Origin of the sequence: Vibrio sp. 10N.286.46.A8, assembly GCF_041470165.1 — a bacterium.
Taxonomy (GTDB): domain Bacteria; phylum Pseudomonadota; class Gammaproteobacteria; order Enterobacterales; family Vibrionaceae; genus Vibrio; species Vibrio tasmaniensis_A.
Map to the genome: position 1 here is coordinate 1 of NZ_JBFRLX010000183.1, position 24467 is coordinate 24467.

Sequence of the window (24467 nt, forward strand, 5' to 3'; positions counted from 1 at the left end):
CAATGTTGTTCCTGCAAAGACAGAGACAAGATCGGGATAACCAATGGCCATCGCAAGTGATGAGTTTTTGGTCAGGTTTAAATACTGACTGGTTAGTGGTGGGATAATAATTCTTAATGCTTGCGGAATAATGACTAGCTTAAGAGTTCTTGTTCGCGGGAGCCCTAGAGACATAGCAGCCTCTGTTTGCCCATGGTTTACCGCATTAATACCTGAACGCACAATCTCGGCGATGAATGCTGCTGTGTAGATACTTAAAGCGAGCATCAATGCTGCCAATTCAGGAATGATGCTGATACCACCTTTGAAGTTAAACCCTTTCAGAACAGGGTACTCCGCAGAGATAGGCATACCCATAACAAAGTAAGTGACTAATGGTACGCCCACAATCAGCGCTGCAGCAATTCGCAACATTGGTGTTTGTTGGCCGGTTAGCTTTTGTTTGTTATTAGCCCAGATGTTGATAACAAAAGTAGCGATGATACCGACAATCAATGATGCGATGACAATGCTACTGCCTTGTTCTAACACTGGAGCTGGGAAGTACAAACCACGTACATTCAAGAAAATAGCTTCACCAAGGCTCATACTCTGACGAGCGGAAGGCAATGCTTGTAGAACGGCGAAATACCAAAAAAATATTTGTAGAAGAAGAGGAATATTTCGGAATATCTCAATATAGACAGCTGCAAATCGGCTAACTAGCCAGTTTGAAGATAGCCTAGCGATACCCATACTAAAGCCCAGTACTGTGGCTAACATGATGCCTAATACTGAAACTAAAGCGGTATTGAGAAGACCGATAAAGAATGTACGACCGTATGAGAATGTTTCGTCGTATTCAATCAGTGTTAAGCCGATACCAAAACCAGCTTCTTGGGAGAGAAAATCAAAACCAGTGGCGATACCACGGGAGTCTAAGTTTGTGAGTGCATTATTTACAATCGTGTAAAAGAAAGCACAAAGCGCCGCGACGGCGAGAATTTGGAAAACAATTGAGCGAAAAGTGGGGTTGTAAAAAAGGTTGGCACTTTTGGGCTGTGGTTTTTCTTGAGTTGGAGAAATAGTTTCATTAGGTTTCATACTGCTATAACCTCAAATCCATTTAATAAATAGGGCGGAAAAGTCCGCCCTAATTGATGCTTGTAAATTTATTAACGGATTGGTGGAGCGTACATAAAGCCGCCCGCATTCCATAGTGCGTTTACGCCACGAGAGATCTGTAGTGGTGAACCTGTACCCACAGTACGTTCGAAGCTCTCACCGTAGTTACCAACTTGTTTAATGACTTGGTAACCCCAATCGTCACGAATGCCAAGGCCTTTACCTTTAGGACCGTCAACACCAAGAATACGCTTGATGTTTGGATCTTTTGACTTAAGCATTTCGTCAGCATTCTTAGAAGAGATGCCGTATTCTTCGGCGTTAATCATTGCAGAAAGGGTCCATTTAGCTACGTTGAACCACTTGTCATCATCTTGACGAACAACAGGGCCTAGTGGCTCTTTAGAGATGATTTCAGGAAGTACCTGTGCAGATTTAGGATCAGCTAGATTCAGGCGAAGTGCATATAGACCAGATTGGTCAGTTGTAAGAACATCACAACGACCCGCGTCGAAACCTTTTGATGTTTGTGCTGCCGTATCAAATACCACTGGCTTGTAAGACATGCCACTGTTACGGAAGTAATCGGCTAGGTTAAGTTCAGTCGTTGTACCTGATTGAACACACACTGAAGCGCCATCTAGTTCTTGAGCACTTGTTAGTCCAAGTTCTTTCTTAACCATGAAGCCTTGACCGTCGTAGTAGTTAACGCCTACGAAGTTCAAACCTAGAGCAGTGTCACGATGTAGCGTCCATGTTGTGTTACGAGATAGTACGTCTATTTCACCAGATTGAAGCGCGGTAAAACGCTCTTTTGCTGTTAGCGGTACATACTTAACTTTAGTCTTGTCACCGAGTACAGCCGCTGCAAGAGCTTGACAATACTCAACATCAATTCCTTCCCATTCACCTTTTGAGTTAGGGTTAGAGAACCCTGGAAGACCTGTACTTACACCACAAGTTAGAAAACCTTGAGATGTGACTTTGTCCAGAGTGCTTTCTGCCGCTGATGCTGATGTTGCCATCATCGCAGTTGATGCAGCTACTACTGAAGCAAGAAGTGTTAGTTTATTTGTCATTTGTATCCTTCCTTGTTAACCAGGTGACACCTGATACTCATACTCGTTTGAGTGTCTCTTGTGTGTTGCGTTGTCTATGACCTTGTTGCTCAAATTAAGCGAGTTGCATTTTGCAAATGAAACCGTGTGCGATTTAAACAACTGTTTATAAGGTTAGGAAAGGATCCGTAGTTTCACAAATGTATAATTTAAAAAGAATTTTGAATGAAATCACAAATCCGAACACAATTAGAATGACCAAATGTTAACTGAATGTAAATAGTGCAACGGTTCACACTGTTGGTGCAACGAGATTTAGGTTTTTATATTGATGGTGGGCTAGGTAAATATTCTGAATTAAAGTCGTATTGGTGGCGCATTAGCCTTAAGAAAGGTGGAAATTTGGTCAATAAATATTTTTATTACGCTTGGATAGTTATGAATATGCTCCAAATTTGGTAGCATGTCTGAATAGTTATTGAAGTAGTCTCAAGGAAGAACATGCGTTATTTCCCAATGTTTTTGGATGTAGAGAATAAGCCAATTCTAGTGGTTGGTGGGGGCGAGGTTGCTTGCCGAAAAGTCGACAGTTTGCTGCGAGCGGGTGCTAATGTAACTTTGGTTTCTCCTAAGGTCGCACCTTACTTAAAAGAGCTAGCCGATGAAGACAAACTTCGTTGGGTTCAAAATTTTTACTCGTCACAGCTTATCTCGAAAAACTACTTACAAGTGTGGGCAACCACAGACAACCCAAACCTAAATCATCAAGTACATAATGATGCAAAAAAAATGGGTATTCTTGTCAATGTGGTCGATGACTTACCCTATTGTGATTTCATCACACCCTCAATGATAAATCGCGGACGAATCCAAATAGCGATCTCAAGTGGGGGTGCATCACCTGTTTTGGTGAGAAATATTAGAGAAAAACTCGAAACTGTATTGCCACAGAACATAGGTTTGATAGCGGACTTCGGTGCATCAAAACGCAATTCAATTAAAGAGTCCTTTCCTACTGTTGATGAACGCCGAAAATTCTGGGAGCGCTTTTTGTCGTCCAGTTTTATTAATCAAGTGACGGATAGGGATCAACTTGAATCGTACTATCAACAGTCGTTGACTGAGCAAGTTGATAGTGAAGGGCAGGTCACTTGGATCGAATTTGAAGAAGATGTTGAGCTACTTTCTATGAAGGCTTTACGTCTGATGCAAGAGGCAGAGCTAGTACTTTCACCAATCGATTGTCCATTCGAATTTATAGACTTATGCCGTCGAGATGCAGAAAGAGAGAGCTATGTTAATAGCGGAGAGCTATCAACCAAGCTTGAGCAAGCCAGAGCTGAGAAATTACGAGTGTGTGTGTTTATTCCACCAGCAAGCGTAGAGTTTAATCTATTGGTTGGCAAAGACCTGAAACTGTCTGCTGCAAAAGTGCTCAGGTGAGTGGTAGTTGATAGATTTTAGTTGAAGTGAGCGCTTTTTAGTTGTTTGCAAATCGACTAGAGACCCTGAATAAGACTGACCGATAAATAAAAAGCCACTTCCTAAAAGAAGTGGCTTTTTGCGATTTTAAACACGACATTGTGCTGATGAATGAGCAACCACAATAAGCAGTCGCTCAAACTCGCAAATTAGTCGCGGAAGTTGTCAAACTGGAAAGGTTGACCAAGTTCACCGCTGCGAACTAGAGCCATAACAGCTTGTAGGTCATCACGCTTTTTACCCGTTACACGAACTTTGTCGCCTTGGATAGAAGCTTGAACTTTAACTTTGTTGTCTTTGATTAGCTTAACGATCTTCTTAGCGACATCAGTTTCAATGCCTTGCTTAAAGATAACCGTTTGGTGCCAAGTGCGACCTGTTTGGTCTGCTGCTTTCGCTTCCATCGCGTTAGGATCAACATTACGTTTTGTTAGGTTGCTACGAAGGATATCGCGCATTTGCTTCAGTTGAAAATCGTCTTGAGCAGTCAATTTTACTGATTCATCTTTGTAATCAAAGCTAGCTTCAACGCCACGAAAATCGAAACGAGTCGATAGTTCACGGTTTGCGTTGTCTACCGCGTTACGCAGTTCTACTGCTTCTACTTCAGAGATAATGTCAAATGATGGCATTGTGTTGTTTCCTTAAGCTAAGTTTCTATCTTTAATTGCTGTTGCAAGCATATCGAGCATTGTCGCAGTATCTTCCCAGCTTAGGCATGGGTCAGTAATAGACTTGCCGTATTCTAGGTTGTTGATATCTGTCATTGGCTGGTTACCTTCAACAATGAAGCTTTCCGCCATAATGCCTGCAATTTGATTCTTGTTAGATTTGATTTGTTCACAAATGTCTTGCGCTACTTCTAGCTGTTTACGGTGCTGTTTTTGACAGTTAGCGTGGCTAAAGTCTACAACTAAACGTTGAGGCAGATCGAATTCAGCCAACTGCTTACATGCGTTATCTACAGATTCAGCATCGAAGTTAGGGCCTTTATCGCCACCACGTAGAATTACGTGACCGTATGGGTTACCAGAAGTACGGTAAACCGTCATGCGACCGTTCTTATCTGGAGAGTAGAAGTAGTGTGAAGCATGCGCAGCACGAATCGCATCAATGGCAATTTTGATGTTGCCGTTAGTTGCGTTTTTGAAGCCAACTGGGCAAGACAGTGCAGAAGCCATTTCACGGTGAATCTGAGATTCAGTCGTGCGAGCACCAATTGCGCCCCAAGTGATAAGGTCTGCAATGTACTGGCCGGTGATCATATCAAGGAATTCAGTCGCGGTAGCTAGGCCAAGCTTATTGATATCTAGCAATAGCTTACGTGCTTTATTCAAGCCTGTTTCAAGTGCGTATGAACCATCGAGATTCGGATCGGTAATTAAACCTTTCCATCCTACAACCGTACGAGGCTTCTCGAAGTAGGTTCTCATGACAACGAATAGTTCATCTTTGTATTGATCTTGAATCTGGCTTAGACGTTCAGCGTAATCAAGTGCCGCATCTGTATCGTGAACAGAGCAAGGACCAACGATAACTAATAGGCGATTATCACGACCCGTTAGGATATCTTCGATTTGGCGGCGAGAATTCTTAATGCGCTCAGCAACGTCGTCAGTAATAGGGTGTGCATTGCCTAGTTCGGCAGGAGTTGGCATAGGACCCAGAGCTTGGGTTCTCAACTCATCAGTTTTTAATGGCATGTGATAGCTTTTTTATTCTATTGCGAAGTGGTTAAGATAACGGAATTGAACAGAGGAATAAACTCTCTTAAGTCAAAGTTATCTCTGTTATTGCTAATATTCTCATTTTTATCAGCAGGCCAACGTCAAATGGGGGATTTTCACTTGTATTAACAGGCAGCTATCGGTATTTTCGTTTGAACACAACATAAAAATGCTGGAGCAGCAATGACTCAAGAAAATCAAAGCACTTTGCACCCAGAACTTGTCTTAGGTGATGTGCTGCCTTCTTACAACGATAATAATAATTCCAACCACTTATACGTTTCATTATCTGAATTGGTCATGGATCGTGTCTTCTATCATCCAAGTATTGAAAGTCATTTAGAAACACTGACTGATATCGAAAAAAACTCTTTAGATGCGATTCTTGGCGATAAAACAGTCGATGAGCATTTTGTTTCGACCTTGGTTATTGCCATCCAAGCAGCCGTTCAGCCAAACCACGCCACTGTTCGTATTGCGTTAAGTAGTGCTGATAGCTATGGCTTCCGTTCGTTACTTGGTGGTAGCTGTGAAGCCGAAGAGACAAACCCGGCCTTAGGTGTTCGTGGGGTTGCGCGTTATGCGACAGCCGAGTACAGCAAGGCTTTCGCTTTAGAGTGTCAGGTTATTAAAGCGCTGCGAGAGCAGGGTATTAACGTTGAAGTGGTTGTACCGTATGTACGAGCATTAAGCGATGCCGCTAAGATTATTGATTTGCTTGCAGAGCAAGGCTTACCGCGTGGTCTGAATGGCTTGAAAGTTCTGTTCTCGTGCGATGTGCCGTCTGCAGTGCTACTAAGCGAAAGATTACTGCATTATTTTGATGGTGTTGTGGTAAACGTTGATAGCTTAGCGTCTTTCACTTTAGGTGTAGACAAGCACAATGAAGCTCAGCAACACGCTTTTGATCCTCAAAACGAGGCAGTTATTACCTTGTTGAGTATGATTGTTAAAGCAACACTGAACGCGAAGAAGCCCGTCCTGCTTGTGACTCAAGGCCTGGTGGACTACCCGCGCTTACAATGGTTCATTGCGGATCTCGAAGGTGTAGAAACAGTTATCACTGCATAAACCAGCTTATTGTCTAGATAAATCAACTTGCTGTATGAGTTTATCTAAGTCACTAAAGCTTAGAGAAAAAGGGAGATATCATTATGCGATGATATCTCTTTTTTGTAACATTTTTTTGACATGCACATCGCTAATCGATTAACTGGTCTGATGACTTATTTGACTAGGTAATCCGAATGCTGACCCCTCTACAAAAAGCAAATTTCTACTTGAGCATGTTTGGCTTTTTCAAAGTACCTCTGATCTGGCTATGTCGACCAAAACTGCTCGCGCTGGATAATCAACATGTTGAAGTGAAAATTCCTCTCAAAAGGCGAACTAAGAACCACCTCAATAGCATGTATTTTGGTGTGTTAGCTGTGGGAGCTGACGTAGCAGGTGGTTTCCTTGCTATGAGTAAATCTCAGCAGCAGGGCGAAAAGATTTCTTTGGCATTTAAAGAGGTGACAGGTAATTTCTTGAAGCGTCCAGAAGGTGACGTACACTTCACTTGTAACGATGGTGAGCTGATCAACACTATGTTGGCAGAAACCATGTCTACTGGTGAGCGTGTGAATCAACCAGTGACCATCATAGCGACCTGCCCGTCTTTGCATGGCGACGAACCAATGGCGGAATTCACGCTAACACTTTCGATTAAGAAAGTCCCAGCTAGACAATAGCTCGTAAGTATAAGGTTGGGCTGACATCGTTCGAAAGAAGTCGTTGAACAAGTGGAAGAGCGGTATGTGAATTGAATACCCACATACCGTACCGCACATCCTAACAACGTTATGATTCTTGAGTGATTTGCTCGATATCAACGATTTTTGAACGGTTCATGACTATTTTCCAGCGGTAATAGGTAGGCTCATCATCGTGATTGTTCTCTTTAATGATCAGGTTGAGCAGGTGGCGTTTTTCTACTGATTCTCGGCTTACTTGCCCTTCATTCATTCGATATACGTTATTTGAACCCTTGTCCATTAAGCGTGTCAGTGCTCTGAGGCTGATCGATACCGTTTCACGAGTCTCTTCGTAACCACTCATGAATGTCGATGTCGACATCTCTGTATGCGAACGATAGTGCAAAATTTGCTCTTCACGTTGAACAACACGTTTCTTGCGTATTGATTGAATACGGTCTGCTAACTTAGAAAAATTCGCGTAGTCCAACCATTCAAGCTTATGGCCGACAGATTTATTGGTTGTTGGATCAAAGTAGCGACGCTTCCACTTGGGTTTGCCTTTACGCAGCCAGCGCCACAGTATGTCTCTTAAATCATCTTTGAAGATTTCACGCAAAGCGTAAATGAATGACATCGATACGATGAAAGATGCGGTAATCTCTCCAAGAAAGTCGCGAGCTAATATAACGGTTGTGGTAACTACCACCATGACCAAGCCTGTGGCGATGCCTTTAACGGCTCTCTTCACGTTCTTACCCATTGATGTCGTCTTTTCTTTGAGGACGATAGGGTGTTCGATCAAGCGTCGTAACAGTCGCATCTTGTTGCTCAAACGTGTTACGTCTTCTCGTACCTTCGCTGAGTTATAGCGATTAAGTTTTCGATGGGCGGTCTCTTTTTCACAAAGCGTCAAGAGTCGCTCTTTTATCGTCGAGTATTCACTGCCACGTGGCATATGTGATACCAAAGATAAGAACTTTTGCTCCGTGTACCAAGAAAGGTAATTATCAATATTGGCATAATAGCGCTTTAGGTTTTCTTCATAAGGAATACTACGACGAAGCTTCTTGAGGATATCTAAAGCCAGTTCGATGACTTCATCGACGTCATCAGCCGTTACGTCGTCACTATCTGTCTTGTTCAAGCTGCTCACGGCTTTATCTAAAGCAATCACGTATTGATAGGCGAACAAACTCAAACTCACACGATACTGTGTCGTCGATAAGCGTCCGCGTTTTGCCAAGCGGCTGTGTACCAATGGTAATAGTGTCTTATCACTGTAGTAAGCGCGCTTTTGAGTAATTGAACTGTAGAAGAAGGCACTTTCAGAAAGTACTTCCGGAGTCAGTCCGAGTTCACCGGGAATGAATAGATAAACGTCCATATCGAGCTTTTTGGTCTTCGCCATCGCATGGTTAATTTTAAGTGTTATCGCATCTTGTTTATCAACGGTGATCAACGATGTCTCCTAGAATATAAAAATATGAATGAAACTAGCGAAAGCATATCAGAGATCACGTATAATCACCGCCAAATTTAAAGTAGAGACAATCTTGATGATTAATATTGGTCAAATAAACAACCTAGAAGTAGTAAAACAAGCAGACTTCGGTGTATTCCTTGACGCGAGCGACTATGGAACGGTGTTGCTGCCGAAACGATTTACTCCTGAAGGTGTTGAAATTGGTCAAAAGCTAGATGTTTTCTTATACATTGATTCTGACAACCAGATCGCTGCCACAACTGAAAAACCAATCGCTCAAGTAGGGCAGTTTGGCTTGATGACGGTTGAAGGTGTTAACAGCACTGGTGCATTCATGAGCTGGGGCGTGAAAGGTAAGGACCTTCTTGTTCCTTTCAGCGAGCAGCGCGGCCGTTTAAACGAAGGCCAGTCAATCTTAGTATATGTGTATATCGATAAAGCATCGAGCCGTATCGTTGGTACAACGAAGTTCAACAAATGGTTAGACAACACGCCTGCGACTTATAAGCAAAATGAACAAGTTGATCTTATTATCGCTGAGCGCAGCCAACTTGGTTACAAAGCGATCGTGAACGGTGAACACTGGGGTATGATTTTCCCATCAGACATCATCGGTAAGCTGTTTATTGGTAAGACACTAAAAGGCTACATTAAAAACGTTCGTGAAGAAGACGGTAAGATTGATTTGTCTCTTCAGAAAATTGGTGTCGCTAAGATGGATGACCTAAGCACTAAGGTTCTGGATCTTCTTGAGAAGAAGGGCGGTTACCTGCCTTTGAATGATAAGTCTTCTCCTGAAGCTATTTTCTCTGCATTCAGAACCAGTAAAGGTACGTTCAAGAAGACAATTGGTGGTTTGTACAAATCTGGCAAGATCACTATCGACAAAGAAGGTATCAGCTTAGTTAAATAAGCGATCCTTTCGGTCAAAAAAAAGCCCAAACCTTCCTGTTTGGGCTTAGGGGAAAGGGCTCCGAAGAGCCTACGCTAATCGTTTCAATCTTTTGACTATTAGATTGAAGTCTAGTTTAGATTTCCTAAAGTGCGATTTTTCTTATTTGAAATAGTGACTTGAATTGATGTTTGTATAATTAGTCGTTGATTTACAAGCGCTCGCACACAGAGTTACATGACCGGTAGAATAGAAAAAGCCCAAACAATTAACATTGTTTGGGCTTTTTGTTTGTGCGATTCTTTAAGCCGTTAAGCACGAAAGCTATTTAGAATAGGTTCTTATCGCGCACGAGTTCGCGTGGTAAACCGTTCTTCACTCGGTTGCCAACCCACTTACCAAGGCCGATGATTGCACCATTGTACTTCACTAGTACTTCACCTTTGCCTGACAAGCCTTCAGGGCGAACATCGCGTCCCATGAACCATTCACGAGCATCTTCAATGCTAAGGTCTACAATGTTGGCTTCATTGCCTGTTGCGAGCGTTGTCGCGACTTGGTGCTGCCAGCGGTAACCTTTTTTATGGGTTTCAGCGATCTTGATGCCCATGCGAGAGAAACGGAACTCACCGATCATAGGTTCTAGCGCTTCCGGGAATAGCCAAACGTCTTTGTCACGAATCCAAACTTGAGTATCACTTGGTAGTTCGATATCGAGTGCGCCCAGCAGTTGTTCAGCGACTTCTTGTTGAGCTTTCTTTGACGCTTTTTCAAATGGAAATTTGCCCAGACGTTTTTTCACTTCAGGTGGTGTCACAGACGCTAATTTACGGATGCGCGCAACGAAGAAACCTTCTGAATCATACACTTGTGGGAAAATGTGTAGAAAGCCTTCTTCTGTCGTGGTTGCTTTAGCATTGTCGAATAGTGATTCAAGAGATTCGAACTCAACCGCATCACCAAAGGTCTCTTTTAGGTGATGACACACTTGTTGGTTCTCTTCTGTGCTTAACGTACAGGTTGAGTAAACCAGCACGCCGTTAGGTTTGAGAGCATGAAAAGCACTTTCGATCAGATCTTTTTGAGTGTCAGCAATATCGACTACAGATTGATACGTCCAGTTCTTCATCGCATCAGCGTCTTTGCGAATCGTACCTTCACCAGAGCAGGGCGCGTCTAGCAGCACAGCATCAAACTGTTCTGGTAACCACCCACCGAAAACTCGACCATCAAAGTTACTGAGTGCGGCATTACGAACGCCACAACGTTCGATGTTGGCATGAAGAACTTTCACGCGGCTTGCTGCGTATTCATTGGCAACCAATACGCCGTGATTATTCATTAGCGCCGCGATTTGCGTTGTTTTAGAACCGGGTGCAGCCGCAGTGTCTAATACGGCTTGGTAGTCTGCCTCACCTTGGAAAAGTGCCGACGGTGGCATCATAGAACTGGCTTCTTGGATATAGAAAAGGCCAGACATGTGTTCTGCCGTATTACCTAGTGGCGCTTCACTTTCATCAGCTGTAATCCAAAACCCCGTTTCGCACCAAGGTACAGGTTCCAGTTCCCAGCCTTTCTCTTTTGCTCGTACTAAGAAGTCCTCAACACTGATTTTCAATGTGTTGACTCGAATACTTTTACGAAGTGGTTTTTGGCATGACGCGACAAAAGAAGCCATATCTAGATGACTAGGCATGATTGATTCGATGTGCGTTAGGAATTCTTCAGGAATATATACGTTAGCGTGCAAAAGAGTGTCTCGATTTATTGCATTAATGCGGGGGAGTTTAAAGCAAAATGAGGCCGTCCTAAACCATATTTATAGCAAACAACAAAAATGCAGCCGAATGGCTGCATTTTTGATGATGAATTATTCTTTGTTAAGCGGTATTAATTTGCATGGAGCTTCTGAGGGTTCACTCTATGGGCGAGGAATTGCGGTTCTCCATGATTTCCACTCATCTTCGGCTTTAGGATAGAGATAGAAAGACTGATCTTCGTTTGCCACTGGCTGAAGCTCATTGGTCGGTGGCGTTGAGAATGTAATACCACCTCTTAACAAGCTGTCTACCGTTCCAGCTTTGATGTTTGCACCAGAGAGACCGATAGAGACATCGACGCCCGACACGTTCCAAAACACGGTGTTTGCGCGGATCAGATACGCGTAGTCAGGTTCGATTTGAATCGTAGAGATGATTCGATCAGCAAACTCGCCTAGTTGAACATCGATAACACTACCGATTTCTAGTTCTCGAAATAGGATCGGTGTGCCTTCTGATACCGAGCCTCGCGTTTCGCTTTGTAGCTGGAATATCTTGCCTTCAGGCTGCACTGGCCCCTTGCTCAGCTTAAATTTCGTATTTATGTCACCATTGCCCGGGTCTACGTTGATGTGCTTAGAGAGCAGTGCAGAGACGTTTTTGATGCCATTGAGGCCGATTTCAGGTTCTGCTAACCAGAAGTGACTCTTCGCAACGGCAATCTTGTCTACGTACTCAGGTAAAATACGCGCAGTAATTTCAATACCGCCTTTATTGAAGTTAGGAATCACCAAGGTAACCTCACCGACGGTGACGCCTTGATATTTGATCGTCATGCCTTTGCTGACTTCTTGATCGCCTGAAGAGGTAATCGTAATCGCACGACCAAATTTTCGCGCGGATTTCGAATCTTTATAAAGTTTCCACACATCACCGAGTTTGTTGTCTATTCCCGGAAGAGAGTCAAAAGCAATACCGCCTTGAATAAGCGTTTTAACGGGTGCTGCTTTAATACTGATACCCGATAGCGACGCATCAATCTCAACGCCTGAGCGGTTCCAGAAAACAGTATGTTCATTGAGTAAGTGTGTGTAACGATTTTCGATCGTGACTTTGATTCTCACGCCACCATCGACAAGCTGAAAATCAGAAATGCTACCCACTTGTAGGTTGCGGTAGAGTAGTGGGCTTCCTTTAGAAATTGAAGGTAGCTCGCTCGCAAACAACGAAAGCGTCTTTGAGCCAGATTGATTAAACTTGGCGATTTCTGCTAACGATTTGCTTTGGAAAAGCTGATAGTCAGTTCGTGCTTTCGACTGACCTTCGCTAACAAAGCTAATTGAGCCAGTAAGAAGTTGTTTTGCCGGTGGAACCGTCACACTTAAGCCAGATTCGGTTAGCTCTGCAGTTGCACTGCCTGTCACAAAGAAACGGTTATGGCTTTTGATTAGGTGAGCATATTCGTTATCGATAAGCGCATCCATAAACACTTCGTGCTTATCAGAGCCAGTACCCACACCATCGACTAAACCTACTTGGATGATAGAACCAACAGCAATGCCTTTGTAGAGTAGCTGTGTACCGACATCTAACCCGAATGAATTGTTCGACGTTAAGCGAATCGCAACGGATTTTTCTTGTTCCTGACTGAACTCATTTTTGCGAATCGCAGTAAATCGACGCGCTTTTTCACCCTCACCTGGAACCAAGGTTAGAAAGTTGCCCGTGACTAAGTTGGCAATATTTTTCATTCCAGTAAGTGATAGTTCAGCCTCTTCTAAAACGAATTGACTGCCGCTATTTAAAAAGTCACTGAATGCCGGTTGGATTGCAGCCGATGCAACGACGTTTTCACGCCCTTCGCTTAAAGATAGGTCAGTGATTTGACCGATTTCGATGCCTCGATACATGATCGGAGCGCCCGTTGCACTGATCTTGTTGTCGTCGGGTACGGCTATCTTGATCGAGATACCACGACCGGCTGTTTTCAAATCTGGGTAAAGTTTGAATTTGGTGTTCATCTCGACAGGCTGACCTTCTCCCGGAGAGTCGACCGCAATTGAACCGCCAAGCAGAGCACTGAGGCTTTCTAAGCGTACGTCGACACCAGAAAATCCGATACTGGCACCTAAGCCACTGACATTCCAAAAACGGCTTTGGTCGGTAATGATATGGCTGTATTCATCTTTAATCGCCGCTTGAATCGTCACGGATTTTGCGTTGTCGTTTAGCTGGTAGTTGTAAACTTCACCAATTGGAATTTTACGATAAACGATTTGAGAGCCAACAGATACCCCCCCCAGGTCTTTGGTCGTCAATGAAATATTCAGGCCTTCCGAAGCCAATAAGTCAGAAGGGGATGATTCTAAGGCTTGGAAAACGGTTTCTGGTTCTTGCTTGGTTTCGCTAGGATGGATAGCGATATAGTTACCTGAAACAAGCGCATCTAACCCTGAGATACCAGATAAACTTGCTGTTGGTTTTACGAGCCAGAAACGCGTGCCTTTTGAGAGTAGCTTTTTCGCTTCTGGGTAGATGTCAGCATCGACGTAGATGCTCGATAAATCTTTGGACAAGGTAATGTCGCGCACCATACCTACCTCTAAGCCTTGGTAGCGAATTGTCGTTCGACCTGCGACTAAACCTGCGGCATCTGAGAAATATATCTGCACACGTTGTCCTGCATCGTGTATCGATTTCATGACCAACCAACCTGCTAATGCGACGGTTAGTATCGGCAGGATCCACAAAGGGGAAATACCTTTGTTTTTCCTGACTTCTGGTGAATATGACGTTTGTGATTGGTTATCGTTGTTCATTCACTGACTCATCTTTAGAGGTGTAGTTATCCCAAATTAGCCTAGGATCTAAGCTTTCCGCCGCCAGCATCGTGAGAACAACCACGACGCCAAAAGCGACTGCACCATAACCTGGTGTAAAGTTTAAAATTTGTCCACGGTCGACCAAGGTCATCATGATCGAAATAACGAACAGATCCATTACCGACCACTTTCCCACCCATTTCACAATGAAATAGATGGTCATACGTTGTCTATGGTAAACCGCACGCTTCATTTTGATACAAATTAAGATATACGTTAGACCAAGTATTTTCGCGACAGGCACGACGATACTGGCAATAAAAATGATTGCTGCGATGCCATACATGTCGCTATTAATTAGCGAAGCGACACCGGAGATGATGGTGTCTTCTAGTCTTTGCCCGTTTGTTATCACGATAGAAATTGGAATGACGTTGGCCGGCACGATAGCCACTGAGGCGGCAAAAAGTAGAGCCCATGTCTTTTGTACAGAGTAGGGTTTGCGATGATATAAGTCATGGTGACAACGCACGCAAGTGTGCCCATCAGGCTGAGACAGGTGACAGTTATGACAGTGTACGTTCTTACTTTGATCGAAAGAGTAGTCAGACTCTTTAGCCCAAGCTTCCCAGTAGCGGCGCACACTGATTCGGCTTACCAGTAACACACTGAAAAGTTGCAGTAGAATCAGACCAACTAAACCAGGGCCGACGAAAATATCTGAGTAATCTTGTAATTTGAAGCACGAGATTGCCACGCTCACCAGAAACACATCCAACATCATCCAGTGCTTAAGTGTCTGAATGATAGCTAATGCATAACGAAATGGTGTGAAAATCTTAAAGCGCAATGATAAATGGGTGATGAGTACCGAGGTACAAACAAGTAACGGGGCGATCGAACTGCAGAATAAGATCAACAAGCCAAGTAGAGGGAAGCCTTCACCCATTAAAGTAAATACGCCAGATGGTAACGTCGCAGGTATCATGACACCAATCAGGCGAATACTGATGAATTCAAAAAAGTGTGAGGGGATGAACAGCAATAAGCAGGTAATAGCGATTGCAAGGTTTCCAGACAGGCTAGGGGTGCCACCTCTATAAAGCTGAGTACCGCATCTTGGGCAGTAAGCGGATTTCCCCAAAGGGATGTCCATTTTATCAACGGGAAGTTCGCAGCCCTGACAAAGACGTACAGAGCTACTGTCGCACTGGTGCCGAGTCGATAACTGTTGCTTAGTTGATAAAGAGTTGGTTACGGATGGGGAGGTCACGCGACCTCCCAAGTTGAAACACTAATCAGACTTTTAACCTGATTTAAATGCCTAGAACAACACTGATTTAAATCTCTAGAACAATAAACATCAGGCGTGCGATTGCACACTGCCGTAGAGTGTTTGATATAATCCTTGTTGTTCAACCAATTCACCATGTGTTCCTGTCTGTGTAACTTGCCCATCTTCTAAAACATAGATTAGATCGGCCTGTTTCACCGCTGATAATCGATGAGCCACTATCAAAGTTGTGCGATCTTTCAAAAACTCGCTCAGCGCTTTATGCAGTGCTGACTCTGTTGCTGTATCGAGTGCTGATGTCGCTTCATCTAGAATAACAAACTTAGGATTGCTCAGCACCATTCGGGCTATCGCTAAGCGTTGTCGTTGCCCGCCAGACAGTCGAACGCCATTCCTACCAATTTGTGTATCTAAGCCATTACTCAGTTGCTTGATGACATCTTGCATTTGAGAGACTTCAAGTGCACGCCACAACGACATTTCATCGTATTCAGCACCAAGGGTCAGATTATGCCTTAATGTATCGTTAAAAAGTATAGGTTGTTGTAAAACAACGGCAATTTGATTGCGTATTACATCGAAGCTGATGTCGTCGGTGGTTTCGCCGTTATAACGAATGCATCCAGAATCCGCTTGATAAACACCAATCAGTAACTGGATTAACGTAGATTTACCACCACCACTCGCACCCACCAAAGCGACTTTCTTACCTGCTGGAATGTGCAGCGACAGCCTATTTAAAACAGTGTTTTCTAATGTGTAAGAGAATGTAACGTCTTCAATGTCGACTGTCACTTCTTGATCTTCATTAAATGGGTTCACTTTACTGATAGGGCGCTTCTCTTCTTCTAACTGAAGAAGGTCGTTGATGCGCTGAAGTGCTGCTTTTGCGCTATACCAAGAGAATTGAATCCCTAACAACTCTTGTACCGGGCCTAACATGAACCACAAGTAACCAAATACCGCGAAAATCTGACCAATCGTTAAGTCACTGAATAACACCATTAGCATCGCGACGGCACGGAAAAGCTCGAAACCTAATAAGAACAGCAGAAACGAAACACGGCCAGCAGCTTCTGATTGCCAAGCGTATTTGTCTGCATCGACTCTCACTTGGTTTGCTTGAACCTTAAGTTCATCGAGAAAGATACGTTCCTTGTTTGCCGCACGCAGTTGGTAAATGCCGTCTAAGGTTTCCACTAAACGGTTTTGAAAGCGCTCGAAAGATTGGTTCTCATACTTTTTAAGGTGTTTGACTCTGCTACCTAGTTTACGGGAGAAATAAATTACAACAGGATTGACCAGTAAAATGAACAGTCCTAAGCGCCACTCTAACCATAGCAACACGATAGCGGTACCGAACACGGTCAGGAAGCTGATGATAAATTTAGAAAGGGTCGAGCCAATGAACTTATCTATCGTCTCTATGTCTGTTATCAGGTGAGCATTAATACCGCCGCTGCCTTTGGTCTCGTATTGTCTAATACTAATGCGGCCAAGCTTATCTATCATTTTGCTGCGCATTTGATAGGTAATTGTTTTAGAGACAAGCGTGAATTGACGCCCTTGTAGAATGTTCAACGCTTGGCTAACAGTCCGCATGATTATGACTAACAGCAAAGTCAGTGCAATATAGCCAGTTGGTGTCTGCAACGATGTTGGAAGTAGATGGTTCATCATCTCTAAGCCAGAAGCCGGCTTATCAAGTAATACTTCATCAACCATTAATGGCATGAGCAACGGGATAGGGACACTAATGAGAGTTGCAAGTATGGCAATAATGTTAGCAAACAGTAATTTGGACTTGTGTTTTTTTACTTGAGTTATTAACCAAGAACGGCTAATAGTGTCTTCTGAATTGGTCATTGTAATGAGAATAAGTCCTATTTAGTTTGATGGCCGCATTTTACTGCGTTCTCTTGATAATGGAAGTCTCAATTTAATTGGAAGTTAATATGAAAATAGAACATTACCAACGCTTAACCAAACAAGCCGTTGCATTAATTGAATCAGAACCCGATCTAACTGCTAATCTAGCTAATATCAGCTCATTATTATTCATGGAGTTGGATGAATTAAATTGGGCTGGTTTCTATTTAATGAAGCAGGACCAAGCTAAGGAAAAAGACGAACTTGTGCTTGGCCCATTCCAAGGTCAACCGGCTTGTGTTCGAATTCCGGTAGGGCGTGGTGTGTGTGGAACTGCGGTCGCGACGAATACAGTTCAGCGTATTCATGATGTTCATGAATTCGAAGGACACATCGCTTGTGACGCTGCAAGTAACTCAGAAATCGTTATACCATTTTCGATTGACGGGAAAATTGCGGGCGTTCTTGATATCGATAGCCCAAATGTTGGCCGTTTTTCTCAAATTGACGAGGACGGATTAACATTTTTCATGGCAGAAGTGGAAAAGCTGCTTAATTCGCACGCGAACAAGGCATAAATTATTCTCTTACTGTGGTTTTTCCCAAGCATCTCTCTATAATACGTAAAAATATTTTCTTAATGCTCGCGGAAAACCGCAAAAACCAGGAACCCACATGGAAAACACTGAAAAGTTAAAAAACAGCAAAGAAGTTATCGCATATGTTGCTGAATGTTTCCCTAAATGCTTTACTCTAGAAGGTGAAGCGAAACCACTTAAAATTGGTATTTTTCAAGATCTTGCTGAACGTCTAAATGAAGACGAAAAAGTAAGTAAGACTCAGCTTCGTGCAGCGTTAAGACAGTACACATCATCATGGCGTTACCTGCACGGCGTAAAAGCTGGCGCAGAACGTGTTGACCTAGACGGCAACGTATGTGGCACACTAGAAGAAGAGCACGTTGAGCACGCTAAAGCGACACTTGCAGAAAGCAAAGCGAAAGTTCAGGCTCGTCGTAAAGAACAAGCACAGAAAGCTCGTGACGAAGGCAAAGCTAAAGCTAAAGCGAAGAAAGCTCAACAGCCTCGTCGTCAAGCGCCTAAAGCACCGAAAGTAGAAAAGCCTGTAGAAACACGCGCTTTGAACGCCGATGAATTTATCACTGGTAAAGAAGTAAATGTGAACATGGGTACAGGAAACATGGCTGCGACCATTGTTGAAATCAATAAGGAAGATGTGCGTGTTCAGTTAGCAAACGGCCTACAAATGGTTGTTAAAGCGGAGCACTTGCGCGCTTAAAGGAGATACTCCTACGCATGAAATGCCGTTCAAAATTGACACTGATTGCTGCTGGCTTTTTGCTAGCAGCTTCAGCTCAGGCTCTTGAAGCCAAATTAAATCAGGACGATTTACCTCTACTCGCTCCTGAGGTTCAACACGAAACTGCTAGTAAACGTGTTACTTCTCGATTTACTCGTTCCCACTATAAACACTTCAATCTCAACGATGATTTCTCCCAAGCTATCTTTAATCGTTATTTAGAGATGTTGGATTATAACCGTAATATCTTCACTCAAGCTGATATTGATTCTTTCGCTACTTCATCTAAACAAATTGATGATCAACTGAAAGCCGGTAATAACCAAATAGCCTTCGATGTTTATAATTTGTCCATGCAGAAGCGTTTTGAACGTTTCCAATATGCGCTGTCTTTACTAGATACTGAGATTAAGTTTGATACTGATGAAAGTATTGAGCTCAATCGTAGCGAAGCGGAATGGCCAAAAGATATCGCTGAAGTGAATGAGCTTTGGAGGAAGCGTGTTAAATACGACGCGTTGAATCTAAAACTTACAGGTAAAGAGTGGCCAGAGATTCAAGAAGTTTTGGAAAAGCGTTACAACAATGCGATGAAGCGTATTACGCAATCGCACAACGAAGATGCTTTCCAGATCTACATGAACGCATTCGCGCGAGAAGTTGACCCTCATACCAGTTACCTTTCTCCAAGAAATGCAGAGCAATTCCAGTCTGAGATGAATCTATCTCTAGAAGGCATTGGTGCTGTACTTCAAATGACAGACGACTACACCGTTATCCGATCTCTCGTTGCTGGTGGCCCTGCGTCAAACAGCAAACAATTGAGTGATGGTGACCGTATTGTTGGTGTTGGTCAAGATGGCGAAGATATTGTTGATGTTATCGGCTGGCGTTTAGACGATGTAGTGCAATTAATTAAAGGACCGAAAGGGACTAAAGTTAAGCTACAGATCTTGCCTGATGGTAAAGATGCAAAAAGTCACGTTGTCACAATTGTACGCGATAAGATTCGCTTAGAAGACCGCGCTGTTAAATCAGAAGTTATCGAGAAAGATGGCAAGAAGATTGGCGTACTAGAAGTACCAAGCTTCTATGTTGGCCTTTCTAAAGATACTGATAAACTGATCACCGAACTTAAAGAGCAAGGTGTCGAAGGTATCATTGTTGATCTGCGAAACAACGGTGGTGGTGCACTAACGGAAGCAACCGAACTCTCTGGTTTGTTTATCAAAGAGGGGCCCGTTGTTCAAGTTCGTGATAGCTACGGTCGTGTAAAAGTGAACAGTGATACTGATGGCGAAATTAGTTACCAAGGTCCATTAACGGTATTGGTGAATCGCTACAGTGCTTCAGCATCTGAAATCTTTGCAGCAGCGATGCAAGATTATGGTCGTGCAATCATCCTTGGTGAAAACTCTTTCGGTAAAGGAACGGTGCAACAACACCGCTCTTTGAATCATATTTATGATTTGTTCGATAAAGAGTTAGGCTACGTTCAATACACCATCCAGAAATTCTACCGAATCAATGGCGGAAGTACGCAAAACAAAGGTGTAGTGCCTGATATTGCTTACCCAACGGCAATTGATCCAGCAGATACTGGTGAAAGTGTTGAAGATAATGCTCTGCCTTGGGATAGCATAGATAAAGCTAACTATTCAGTGTTACAGCGTAACGATGAGCAAGTTGCTGCTTTAACCGCTCAACACCAAGCTCGTATTGCGACAGACATGGAGTTTGGCTTTATCGCGCAAGATATTGAAAAATATAAGGCTGATAAAGATGATAACGACCTTTCTTTGAACGAAAAAGTACGTCAACAAGAGAGTGATGATGGGGATGTGCTTCGTCTAGAGCGTATCAATCAACGTCAAAAAGCCGCTAAGTTAGAGGCATTTAAAACGTTGGATGATATCCCTAAAGACTACGAAGCCCCAGATGCTTATCTTGATGAATCTGTTGCTATCATGCTGGATATGATCAAGAAATAGAGCAAATACCTGTTAAAAGGTGATTGTTTAAAGATGCACAATTTAAAAAGCGAGCCTAGGCTCGCTTTTTTTGTGTCTATGATTTGACAGGAATACCTGATTGTAACCGTTGAGACTGTCGCAAAGAACACTCAATGTTCAGGGTTATTTAGCTCTGTTTTGTGTCGAATAATGACATTTAAGTTACTTTGCACTTGAAATTTAGTGACTTGGATCAAATTTTTTCGCTTTCTATTCATTACGTGCCTAAGCTTAAAGAAAACGAGGGGGCGCGTATGAAATGGATTCTACTATTTTTATCTTGTTTAAGTTTTGTTGCTTTTGGGAGTGAGGTCGCTTCAAGCGATCAGCAATCAAAAAGTGACAGCAATCTATCTCATTTTGACCTTCCTTTACTGCTTGGTGATTGGTATTTGATGAACCCAGATCCTGAACAAGGTACTGAAAATTTTAGAGCGATAAAGCTAACCCTTGATTCAAATTATTCATTCTCCATTGATATTCAAAAGAAAGACTACAGTGTCGACCATTGGGAAGGCTTGTATAATGCCAATGAAGATACCATTATTTTGGGTTTAAACACCTCTGAACCTCAAGTTTACGCCTATAGCAGTAACCATAATATGTTGAATCTCAACGGTGTTATGTTTACCAAAGCCTTACCGAATGCACTGGCAGGTATTTGGTCGAGTGCTGAGCTTTCAGGTAGCGACCTGCGCGCGAGTAACATTCAAAAAATGGATTTAGTGCTTCAACCTGACTTTGTATTTATGTTCAGAGTGTCCGATGAAGTGGGGAGTGAGGTTGTTCGTCGTGGGGTGTATTACACAGAAGGCGATCAATTGGTGCTTCTGTATGAAAATGGTGAGCACGGCACTCGTTACACATTAAACAGCGACGTCTTGACGCTTCAAGGTGAAGAAGGCGACATGTTTGCAGTACTCAATCGTATTCGATAATGACGGGTTGGATGCGCAAAGTCAGGTTTGTTGATAATATGGCTCACAGTTCATTTATTAGCCGTTCCTTTCTTATTTGGTTGATAAAATAGCAAAACATGGAGGCGTTTTACTACAATGCCTCCTTTTTTCAATATTCCCCTTGTGTTCTTGGCCCTCAACCTTTAGATATATACAGTTAAAATACAATTACGTATAACGATCAAAAGGAACCCGTCATGGCACATACACCTCAAGCCAAGTATCGTAAAGATTATCAATCACCATCTCACACTATTTCTCAAATCGATCTTACTTTCGATTTGTACGATTCAGCGTCCATCATTACGGCGGTGTCTAGTGTTAAGCAAGAGAAAGATAGTTCGACCTTAGTACTTGATGGTGAAGGTTTGACGTTGGTTTCTGTTTTAGTTGAGGGTCAAGAGTGGACGCAATTCGAGCAATCTGAAACTCAACTGACACTGAGCGGACTACCGAAAGATTTCACACTCACGATCGTGACGGAAGTAAATCCTGAAGGGAATAGTGCACTTGAAGGTTTGTATAAGTCGGGTGGCGCATTCTGTACTCAGTGTGAAGCTGAAGGTTTCCGTCGTATTACTTACTACATGGACCGCCCTGATGTATTGGCAAAATTCACCACAACGGTAATCGCAGACAAAGCAGAAAATCCATTCTTACTTAGTAATGGTAACCGTATAGATGAAGGTGATGCTGAAAATGGTCGTCACTGGGTTAAGTGGCAAGACCCACATCCAAAACCTGCTTACTTGTTTGCTCTTGTTGCCGGTGACTTTGATGTACTTCGTGACGCTTACACCACACAATCAGGCCGCAAAGTTGACCTAGAAATCTTTGTCGACAAAGGCAATCTAGACCGCGCAAACCACGCGATGGTTTCTTTGATTAACTCAATGAAGTGGGACGAAGAGCGTTTCAATCTTGAGTATGACTTAGACATCTACATGATCGTAGCTGTTGATTTCTTCAACATGGGCGCGATGGAAAACAAAGGTCTGAACGTATTTAACTCTAAGTTTGTTTTAGCGAACGACCAAACAGCAACCGACACCGACTACCTAGGCATCGAAGCGGTAATCGGTCATGAATATTTCCATAACTGGACCGGTAACCGAGTGACATGTCGTGATTGGTTCCAGTTAAGCTTGAAAGAAGGCTTAACCGTATTCCGTGACCAAGAGTTCTCATCTGATCTTGGTTCTCGCGCAGTAAACCGAATCAACAATGTTCGTATTATTCGCGGGCCACAATTCGCTGAAGATGCAAGTCCAATGTCCCACCCAATTCGCCCTGAAAAAGTGATAGAAATGAACAACTTCTACACATTGACGGTATACGAAAAGGGCAGCGAAGTGATCCGAATGATCCACACATTGTTGGGTGAAGACGGCTTCCAAAAAGGCATGAAGCTGTACTTTGAACGTCACGATGGCACGGCTGCAACATGTGAAGATTTCGTAGCGGCAATGGAAGATGCATCGGGTGTTGATCTGTCTCAGTTCCGTTTATGGTACAGCCAATCTGGCACGCCGACGCTTTCTGTTGAAAGTCACTACGACGCAGACAAAAAAGAGTACACGTTAACAACTCGCCAAGTAACGGCTCCAACTCATGAGCAAACGGAAAAGCAAGCTCTGCATATTCCTCTAGACATCGAGCTATACACCGCGTCGGGTGAAGTGATTGGGTTACAATGTAACGGTCAGCCAGTTCACAATGTATTAGATGTGAAAGAAGCGGAACAAACGTTTGTGTTTGAAAACGTTTCAGAGCAACCGATCCCATCGCTACTTCGTGAATTCTCTGCGCCAGTGAAATTGGAGTACGACTATTCGGATGAAGAACTTATCTTCTTGATGGTGAATGCTCGCAATGAATTTTCTCGTTGGGATGCGGGTCAAATGCTGCTAGCGAAATACATCCGTAGCAACGTAGATAACGTTCAACAAGGTCAAAAGTTTGAACTTTCTGCTTCTGTTGTTGATGCATTCCGCGGGGTACTGCTTAGTGATTCACTAGAACCTGCGTTTATTGCAGAAATGCTTTCTCTTCCAAGTCATAACGAAGTGTCGGGTTGGTATGAGCGCGTTGATATTGATGCGGTCGCATCTGTTCTTAACTCAATGAAAGTAACACTAGCTGCAGAACTTGAAGACGAGTTAGCGGCGGTTTATCACAGCCATGCACTAACAGAATACACGAACGATCACGATTCGATTGGTAAGCGTACTCTACGTAAAGTCTGTCTAAGTTACTTAGCGCATACTGAAAAGGGTAATGACTTGGTTGTTGCTATGTACCAACAAGCAAACAACATGACAGATACAATGGCAGCGATGGGCGCGGCGAACAGTGCGCAACTACCATGTCGTGAAACCTTGATGGCGGATTACAGCGACAAGTGGAAACATGATGGTCTTGTCATGGATAAGTGGTTTGCATTGCAAGGTTCAAACCCAAGCTCTAATGCACTTGAAGTGATTAAAGCGTCGATGTCGCACCAAGCGTTCAGCTTGAAGAACCCGAACCGTACTCGTAACTTGGTTGGTTCGTTCTTAAACATGAACCCGGTTCAATTCCACGCCAAGTCAGGACAAGGTTACGCGTTTGCTGGCGAGATCCTACGTGAACTGAACAGCAGCAACCCGCAAGTGGCTTCACGTTTGATTGACCCGCTACTTAAGTTCCGTAAGTACGATGATGAACGCCAAGCTCTAATCAAAAAAGAACTTGAGACGCTGAAGAACATGGACAACCTTGCAAAAGACTTATTCGAGAAAGTGGCAAAAGCACTAGAGGCTTAAGTCAGCCGCTTATTCAGGAAACTGTTCGATCAACAGTTTACTAGTAACGAAAAGTCATCAGTGGTAGAGAATATCTGCCACTGATTTTTTGTTTCTAGCTTATCGAATTTTCGATAAGCTAGAGCAGTTTCAAGTTCAGTTT

At 43.2% G+C, this 24467-nt stretch carries 18 protein-coding genes; 9 read left to right on the forward strand and 9 right to left on the reverse strand.

The features are described 5' to 3' along the window. Both AB4232_RS17255 and AB4232_RS17260 read right to left on the reverse strand, forming a co-directional pair. Positions 1-1083 (reverse strand): amino acid ABC transporter permease (locus AB4232_RS17255; RefSeq protein ID WP_372087622.1); only part of this gene is annotated, 1083 nt, incomplete at its 3' end. Positions 1084-1154: 71 nt separating this feature from the next. Further along, the gene (locus AB4232_RS17260) at positions 1155-2183 is read right to left on the reverse strand and encodes an amino acid ABC transporter substrate-binding protein (protein WP_004733634.1); all 1029 of its coding nucleotides are present in this window, start codon (positions 2181-2183) and stop codon (positions 1155-1157) included. Between the two features lie 480 nt (positions 2184-2663). Between AB4232_RS17260 and AB4232_RS17265 the strand changes: the two genes are divergently transcribed. After that, positions 2664-3605 (forward strand): bifunctional precorrin-2 dehydrogenase/sirohydrochlorin ferrochelatase, encoded by a 942-nt coding sequence (locus AB4232_RS17265; protein WP_009846642.1) that lies wholly within the window; start codon positions 2664-2666, stop codon positions 3603-3605. Between the two features lie 188 nt (positions 3606-3793). On the opposite strand, the gene AB4232_RS17270 is transcribed toward AB4232_RS17265, so the two are convergent. Both AB4232_RS17270 and AB4232_RS17275 read right to left on the reverse strand, forming a co-directional pair. Beyond that, the gene (locus tag AB4232_RS17270; RefSeq protein WP_004733632.1) at positions 3794-4276 is read right to left on the reverse strand and encodes a YajQ family cyclic di-GMP-binding protein; all 483 of its coding nucleotides are present in this window, start codon (positions 4274-4276) and stop codon (positions 3794-3796) included. A 12-nt stretch (positions 4277-4288) separates the two neighbouring features. Beyond that, positions 4289-5347: a 3-deoxy-7-phosphoheptulonate synthase gene (locus AB4232_RS17275; RefSeq protein ID WP_009846643.1), complete on the reverse strand. Its 1059-nt coding sequence runs from the start codon at positions 5345-5347 to the stop codon at positions 4289-4291. Positions 5348-5554: 207 nt separating this feature from the next. On the opposite strand from AB4232_RS17275, the gene AB4232_RS17280 reads away from it, so the two are divergent. Both AB4232_RS17280 and AB4232_RS17285 read left to right on the forward strand, forming a co-directional pair. Next, complete coding sequence (locus tag AB4232_RS17280; RefSeq protein ID WP_372087623.1) at positions 5555-6442, forward strand: putative PEP-binding protein; 888 nt, start codon at positions 5555-5557, stop codon at positions 6440-6442. A 176-nt stretch (positions 6443-6618) separates the two neighbouring features. After that, positions 6619-7104, forward strand: coding sequence for a PaaI family thioesterase (locus AB4232_RS17285; protein WP_122047523.1), 486 nt, complete (start codon positions 6619-6621; stop codon positions 7102-7104). Positions 7105-7213: 109 nt separating this feature from the next. On the opposite strand, the gene AB4232_RS17290 is transcribed toward AB4232_RS17285, so the two are convergent. Next, a complete protein-coding gene (locus tag AB4232_RS17290; protein ID WP_012603874.1) occupies positions 7214-8569 on the reverse strand; it encodes a hypothetical protein in 1356 nt (451 codons plus the stop codon). A gap of 28 nt (positions 8570-8597) precedes the next feature. Here AB4232_RS17290 and AB4232_RS17295 point away from each other — a divergent pair, with 28 nt between their 5' ends. Next, the gene (locus AB4232_RS17295) at positions 8598-9506 is read left to right on the forward strand and encodes a S1 RNA-binding domain-containing protein (RefSeq protein ID WP_009846647.1); all 909 of its coding nucleotides are present in this window, start codon (positions 8598-8600) and stop codon (positions 9504-9506) included. 307 nt (positions 9507-9813) lie between these two features. Here the strand turns inward: AB4232_RS17295 and rsmF are convergent, their stop codons facing one another. From rsmF to AB4232_RS17315, 4 genes are all read right to left on the reverse strand, one after another. Then, complete coding sequence (gene rsmF, locus AB4232_RS17300; protein WP_372087624.1) at positions 9814-11235, reverse strand: 16S rRNA (cytosine(1407)-C(5))-methyltransferase RsmF; 1422 nt, start codon at positions 11233-11235, stop codon at positions 9814-9816. A 171-nt stretch (positions 11236-11406) separates the two neighbouring features. Continuing rightward, on the reverse strand, positions 11407-14064 hold the full coding sequence (locus tag AB4232_RS17305; protein WP_372087625.1) for an MlaD family protein: 2658 nt from the start codon (positions 14062-14064) through the stop codon (positions 11407-11409). After that, on the reverse strand, positions 14051-15352 hold the full coding sequence (locus tag AB4232_RS17310) for a paraquat-inducible protein A (protein ID WP_135385082.1): 1302 nt from the start codon (positions 15350-15352) through the stop codon (positions 14051-14053). The genes AB4232_RS17305 and AB4232_RS17310 overlap by 14 nt, the downstream gene beginning before the upstream one ends. A 78-nt stretch (positions 15353-15430) precedes the next feature. Continuing rightward, positions 15431-17227: an ABC transporter ATP-binding protein gene (locus AB4232_RS17315; RefSeq protein WP_372087626.1), complete on the reverse strand. Its 1797-nt coding sequence runs from the start codon at positions 17225-17227 to the stop codon at positions 15431-15433. Positions 17228-17316: 89 nt separating this feature from the next. Between AB4232_RS17315 and AB4232_RS17320 the strand changes: the two genes are divergently transcribed. The 5 genes from AB4232_RS17320 (at position 17317) to pepN (ending at position 24325) form a co-directional block, all read left to right on the forward strand. Next, positions 17317-17808 (forward strand): GAF domain-containing protein, encoded by a 492-nt coding sequence (locus tag AB4232_RS17320; RefSeq protein WP_012603880.1) that lies wholly within the window; start codon positions 17317-17319, stop codon positions 17806-17808. Positions 17809-17905: 97 nt separating this feature from the next. After that, positions 17906-18529, forward strand: coding sequence for an RNA chaperone ProQ (gene proQ / locus AB4232_RS17325; RefSeq protein ID WP_009846654.1), 624 nt, complete (start codon positions 17906-17908; stop codon positions 18527-18529). 17 nt (positions 18530-18546) lie between these two features. Next, positions 18547-20541, forward strand: a complete 1995-nt coding sequence (gene prc / locus AB4232_RS17330; RefSeq protein WP_009846655.1) for a carboxy terminal-processing peptidase — start codon at positions 18547-18549, stop codon at positions 20539-20541. A 275-nt stretch (positions 20542-20816) separates the two neighbouring features. Next, the gene (locus tag AB4232_RS17335) at positions 20817-21500 is read left to right on the forward strand and encodes a hypothetical protein (protein ID WP_009846656.1); all 684 of its coding nucleotides are present in this window, start codon (positions 20817-20819) and stop codon (positions 21498-21500) included. A 218-nt stretch (positions 21501-21718) separates the two neighbouring features. Beyond that, on the forward strand, positions 21719-24325 hold the full coding sequence (pepN, locus tag AB4232_RS17340) for an aminopeptidase N (protein WP_372087627.1): 2607 nt from the start codon (positions 21719-21721) through the stop codon (positions 24323-24325). The last annotated feature ends 142 nt before the right edge of the window (positions 24326-24467 follow it).